Annotated in this window: 1 pseudogene; it reads left to right on the forward strand. The window is 64.7% G+C overall.

What is annotated here, in order from left to right:
* A pseudogene (locus D7T59_RS21145) lies at positions 1-524 on the forward strand (hemagglutinin repeat-containing protein); the annotation flags it as partial.

Raw genomic sequence — 524 nt, forward strand, 5'->3', positions numbered from 1 at the left:
GTGCGCGATGGCAATGAAAGTGCACTGGCCGGGCTCGATCGCACCGCAACCGGCTTTGATACCGACAGCGCGCTGTCGGCCGTTGACCTGCGCAAGATGCAGGAGCGCGCCGAGGTGATGCAGCTGGGTGGGCAGCTGCTGTTCAAGGGCGCGGGTGACCTGGGCAGCTACCTGAGCCAGAAGGCGGACACCGAAGAAGGCAAGGCGTTCTGGGCCGACGGCGGCAACGGACGCGCGCTGCTGCACGGCATGGCCGGTGCGGCGATGGCCGCATTGGGTGGCGCCGATGCGCTGAAGGGCGCGGTGAGTGCTGCCGGTGCGGAGAAGGCCAAGAAGGCGATCTCGGATTACCTCACCGCCAACCAGAGCGAGATCAGCCCCGAGCAGTTCCGGTCCTTGATGGAGGTCAGTAGTGCGATGGTGGGTGGACTGGCCGGTGGAAGCACCGGCGCCAACATTGCGCTTACAGGAGATCGATTCAATCGGCAGCTGCACCTTGACGAAGCAAAGAAGCTGGATGCGTT

The sequence above is a fragment of the Stenotrophomonas maltophilia genome (assembly GCF_013464915.1).
Taxonomy (GTDB): domain Bacteria; phylum Pseudomonadota; class Gammaproteobacteria; order Xanthomonadales; family Xanthomonadaceae; genus Stenotrophomonas; species Stenotrophomonas maltophilia_AT.